The 3625-nt window shown below is 52.6% G+C and carries 3 protein-coding genes; 1 reads left to right on the forward strand and 2 read right to left on the reverse strand.

Annotation, left to right across the window (positions count from 1 at the left end; translation table 11 throughout):
- Positions 1-547: 547 nt before the first annotated feature.
- On the reverse strand, positions 548-823 hold the full coding sequence (locus AB5Y91_RS02695) for a transcriptional regulator (RefSeq protein WP_264787086.1): 276 nt from the start codon (positions 821-823) through the stop codon (positions 548-550).
- A 551-nt stretch (positions 824-1374) separates the two neighbouring features.
- On the opposite strand from AB5Y91_RS02695, the gene AB5Y91_RS02700 reads away from it, so the two are divergent.
- Complete coding sequence (locus tag AB5Y91_RS02700) at positions 1375-2406, forward strand: IS630-like element ISAhy2 family transposase (protein WP_368169016.1); 1032 nt, start codon at positions 1375-1377, stop codon at positions 2404-2406.
- A gap of 60 nt (positions 2407-2466) precedes the next feature.
- Here AB5Y91_RS02700 and AB5Y91_RS02705 read toward each other — a convergent pair.
- Positions 2467-3554 (reverse strand): IS3-like element ISAs22 family transposase gene (locus tag AB5Y91_RS02705; RefSeq protein ID WP_088821966.1). Its coding sequence is split into 2 segments (ribosomal slippage): positions 2467-3302 and positions 3302-3554, totalling 1089 coding nucleotides; the frame shifts between segments, so codons are not numbered across the junction.
- Positions 3555-3625: the final 71 nt, after the last annotated feature.

The following is a 3625-nucleotide window of genomic DNA, read 5'->3' on the forward strand; positions in this document are numbered from 1 at the left end:
TGGTGCAGATCAGCCCGTTGTCAGCCGACAATTACTGCCTGCCAGGGTCAGAATTCCATTTCACGATACCTGTAGCACATCGGGCCAGCGGGTACTCCGGCGCAGATCAGCCCGTTGTCAGCTGACAATCGCAGCCAGTCAGCAGCGAGGGTTCCATTTCACGATACCTGTAGCACTTCGGGCCAGTGGGTATTCTGGTGCAGATCAGCCCGTTGTCAGCCGACAATCGAGCTTGCTGGGGTCAGATTTCCATTTCACGATACCTGTAGCAGTTCCGGCCAGCGGGTACTCTGGTGCAGATCAGCCCGTTGTCAGCCGACAATCGATGTTTGCCAGGGGCGGAATTCCATTTCACGATACCTGTAGCAGTTCGGGCCAGCGGGCACTCCGGCTCAGATCACCCCGTTGTCAGCCGACAATCGATGTTTGCCTGGGCCAGCATTCCATTTCACGATACCTTTAGCCGTTCTGGCCTGATGGGGGGTCTGGTGCAGTTCAGCCCGTTGTCAGCCGACAATTGCTACGGTGTGCAGAAATGGATTTCTAGTTAAACAGCAAACGAGATCTGAGATCCGTTTGGCATTTCAACATTGAGCTGTAGTTTTCCCCCAGCAGCCTCGACCCAGCGTTTAAGATCCATCAGTGTAACGTCCTGTACTGATGGTGTTTGATCGCAAATCATGGGTTCGGTGCCAGCCTGGGCCAGCATTTCACGCAGTTGGGTGAGATGAATCTCCAGCCGCATTAGATCTGCTTTTTCCCTGGCCTGAGTGACAACGTCGGGCATTTCTGTGGTCAATATATCATCAAGCTTGCGTGCCATGGCTACCTCAAAAGAACCCTCGCTGGAGTGGGTCCTGAAAAAGTCATTTTGCGCTGAACGTAAGTGGCTAAGTTCTGTGCAAGATATGAGCAGTATCACCGGTGTGGGTTGAGGTGTCTACGAACGGGCTCCAATGGAGTTTTTTCGTGTTTGCTGCGGCTATGCCGCCAGCAGCTATACCAGTTGTAGGAGAGCTGCGTTGTTCCATTTCTCACTACCGATAATGGTGTGAGATTGATGTGGTGATAGGTATATGGTCGCGGAATCAGGTATTGCTGTTGAATCTTGAAGCTATCGATGAATTGTTACTGTTGGATCACAGAAGTGGGGCGGTGAAAACAGTCAGTAAAACAATGTCAGCCAAGCTGAGCTGACTGACATTAGGTTATCGTATAGCTCTTTTCTTTGTTAACGACATAGACAGTGGAAACTCCACCTTGTCCTAAATAGCTGTTCCGAATAGTAGATCACCGGAGGAAGGGAACTCAGTCCAGTTTGTGCGATCTGATTAGTCGCTAAACAAAACAAGCCACACCCAAAGGACTGAGTTGATGCCTATCCTACCACCTCTGCCACGACCACAACGGCGCCGCATTCACAAAATCATCCATGCCACCCGTGATAAAGGACATGCTCGTCGCTTGATGGCCATCTTGCTGTTACATGAAGGACGCACGATCACCGATGTTCATCACCTTACCGGCGCTGCGCGCTCGACCATCGGTCGTTGGCTTCGGTGGTATCGAGATGAAGGCATAGATGCGCTAGAAGCCTTACCGGCTGGCCGTGCCCCAGTCTTACCTATCGCCAAGATTGTCACCCTACTGGTGCTGCTCATGCAGTTTTCTCCGCAAGATTTTGGTTATCAGCGCAGCCGTTGGTGTACTGAACTATTGGCTATAAAAATCAATCGGTTAACAGGGCTCAATGTGGCAGCCTCCACGCTCCGCCGATGGTTACCTCGTATGGGCATTGTCTGGCGCAGGCCCGTGCCGACCTTGCGGATAAAAGACCCAGCCTATCAGGAAAAAATGGCGAATATCGACGCCGCGCTGGCCCGCTGTGATGCCGATAATCCGGTGTTTTATGAGGATGAAGTCGATATAGACCTCAATCCCAAATTAGGAGCCGACTGGATGTTCAGAGCGCAGCAAAAGCGGGTTGTCACACCGGGGCAGAATGCCAAGCATTATCTGGCAGGCGTTCTCCACGCAGGCAACGGAAGGGTACTTTACGTCAGCGGGATCAAGAAAAACTCATCGCTGTTTATTGCCATGCTGGAAAAGCTGCGCCACCACTACCGACGAGCCAAAACCATCACGTTGATCCTCGATAACTACATCATTCACAAAAGCAAACAGACCGAGCGATGGTTGAAGAAGAATCCCAAGTTCTGCCAGGTGTTCCAGCCAGTTTACAGCCCTTGGGTTAATCACATAGAACGGCTATGGCACAAGTTACATGAAACCATCACGCGCAATCATCAATGCAGAGGGATGGCAAACCTGCTGGCCCGAGTGAAACACTTCATGGATACCGTGTCTCCTTTCCCGGGGAATGGCTATGGCACAGCGAAGGTGTAGCACTATTGGGATCAGTTATTTGGTAATCCCCCCATTTTTTGGAGCACTCAAAAGTAGAGGTCATGCGGCCTGTGCCAAGCGCTGTTTCGGCGTGTAGCCGCCCAGCGCCATATTGGGCCGCTCATGGTTATAAACCCACAGCCAGTTCGTGGCAAATTCCTGTAACTCATTCAGTGACTCAAACAGGTAATGGCCCAACCAGTCGTAACGCACAGTGCGGTTAAATCGCTCTATGTAGGCATTCTGCTGCGGGTTGCCTGGCTGGATATACCTCAGCGCAATCCTCTTCTGCTGCGCCCATTGCTTGAGCTCTTCGCTGATGTATTCCGGACCATTATCACAGCGGATAGCGGCTGGTTTGCCCCGCCACTCGATGACCTGCTCCAGCACCCGTTTGACTCGCGAGGCAGGCAAGGAAAAATCCACCTCGATGCACAGTGCTTCGCGATTGAAGTCATCGATCACATTAAACAACCGCACCGAACGACCATCGCTGAGCTGGTCATGCATAAAGTCCATCGACCAACAGTGATTCGGTTGGTCAGGGACTGCCAACGGCTCCGGCTTGGCCCGCACTAGCCGCTTCTTGGGTTTTATCCGCAGATTGAGCTCTAGCGCCCGATAGATCCGGTAGACCCGCTTGTGGTTCCAGCCAAAGCCTTTGACGTTACGCAGGTACAGGAAGCACAGTCCGAAACCCCAGTTGCGCTGGTTGGCGGTGAGGCGCAGCAGCCAGTCGGCAATCTCCTGGTTTTCATCAGCCAGCACGGGCTGATAACGGTAGCAACCCTCGCTCACCTTGAACACCTGGCAAGCCAGACGGATAGAAATGGCGTAATGAGCCACAGCCTTGGTCGCCATCTCCCTGCGGGCAGATGGCGTCACCACTTTTTTGCCATCGCCTCGGAGATGATCTCAGCCTTTAGGCGCTCCTCGGCATACATCTTCTTAAGGCGACGATTTTCCTCTTCCAGCTCTTTGAGGCGCGCCATGAGAGAGGCATCCATGCCACCGAATTTGGAGCGCCACTTGTAGAAGGTGGCGGAGCTGATGCCATGCTCACGGCAGAGCTCAGGGACGGGTGAACCAGACTCGGCCTGCTTGAGGATGGCGATGATCTGTGCATCGCTAAAGCGTGATGTTTTCATGTAGAACCTCCTGCGTTCAAGATACGAGAAAATTCTACTTATGAGCACCTCAGTTTTTCGGGGGGATTACC

It is taken from the genome of Aeromonas sp. R4-3 (genome assembly GCF_040908275.1).
In the GTDB taxonomy this organism is placed as follows: domain Bacteria; phylum Pseudomonadota; class Gammaproteobacteria; order Enterobacterales; family Aeromonadaceae; genus Aeromonas; species Aeromonas rivipollensis.

Coding starts and splice junctions, on each gene's coding strand:
- AB5Y91_RS02695 (WP_264787086.1), bottom strand. CDS start 823: ATGGCACGCAAGCTTGATGATATATTGACCACAGAAATGCCCGACGTT.
- AB5Y91_RS02700 (WP_368169016.1), top strand. CDS start 1,375: ATGCCTATCCTACCACCTCTGCCACGACCACAACGGCGCCGCATTCAC.